The 526-nt window shown below is 35.4% G+C and carries 2 protein-coding genes; both read right to left on the bottom strand.

Annotation, left to right across the window (positions count from 1 at the left end; translation table 11 throughout):
• Positions 1-308 (bottom strand): hypothetical protein (locus AOG55_RS06535; protein ID WP_156318784.1); only part of this gene is annotated, 308 nt, incomplete at its 3' end.
• Positions 305-526 (bottom strand): zinc ribbon domain-containing protein (locus AOG55_RS06540; RefSeq protein ID WP_156318785.1); only part of this gene is annotated, 222 nt, incomplete at its 5' end. The genes AOG55_RS06540 and AOG55_RS06535, both read right to left, overlap by 4 nt.

A 526-nucleotide genomic window follows, 5' to 3' on the forward strand; every position in this document is an offset into this window, starting at 1 on the left:
TCTAATAAAATCTCATACTGGCCAAAGCCTATCATTTTGCCCTTTATTGTCTCACCGTTTAATAATGAAAAAATAAGGTCCTTGTTTAATAGATCCCTGCCAAAGATATCTATGTGTTCCGGATTTAATGGATTAAAATATCTTGGATCCTGGATCTCTTTCTTCTTTTTTTCATGTTTTTTGTTATCGCTGTTATCCTTTGTTTCTTTTGTTTCCTGTTTAATATTATTACTGGGCCTGTTGTTATTTTCCCTGAATACTATTTTAAAGGAACCATCTGGATTCTGCACCCTTATTGCCTCCTTCATTGTTTATCATCCCCAGATTTTGCCAGTTTCTTGCCGCAATGAACACAGTAATTTGCATCATTGTCATTGTAATGGCCGCAGTTATGGCATATGCGTTTAACCGATTCAATGAAATTCTTCCTGACCTGTTTAAACGACATGGCATATTTCACATGAATGCAGTCAAAGGAATTGCACATCTCACAGAATGGCTTCAGTGTAAACTTTTCTATTATGAT

Origin of the sequence: Acidiplasma cupricumulans, assembly GCF_001402935.1 — an archaeon.
Classification (GTDB): domain Archaea; phylum Thermoplasmatota; class Thermoplasmata; order Thermoplasmatales; family Thermoplasmataceae; genus Acidiplasma; species Acidiplasma aeolicum.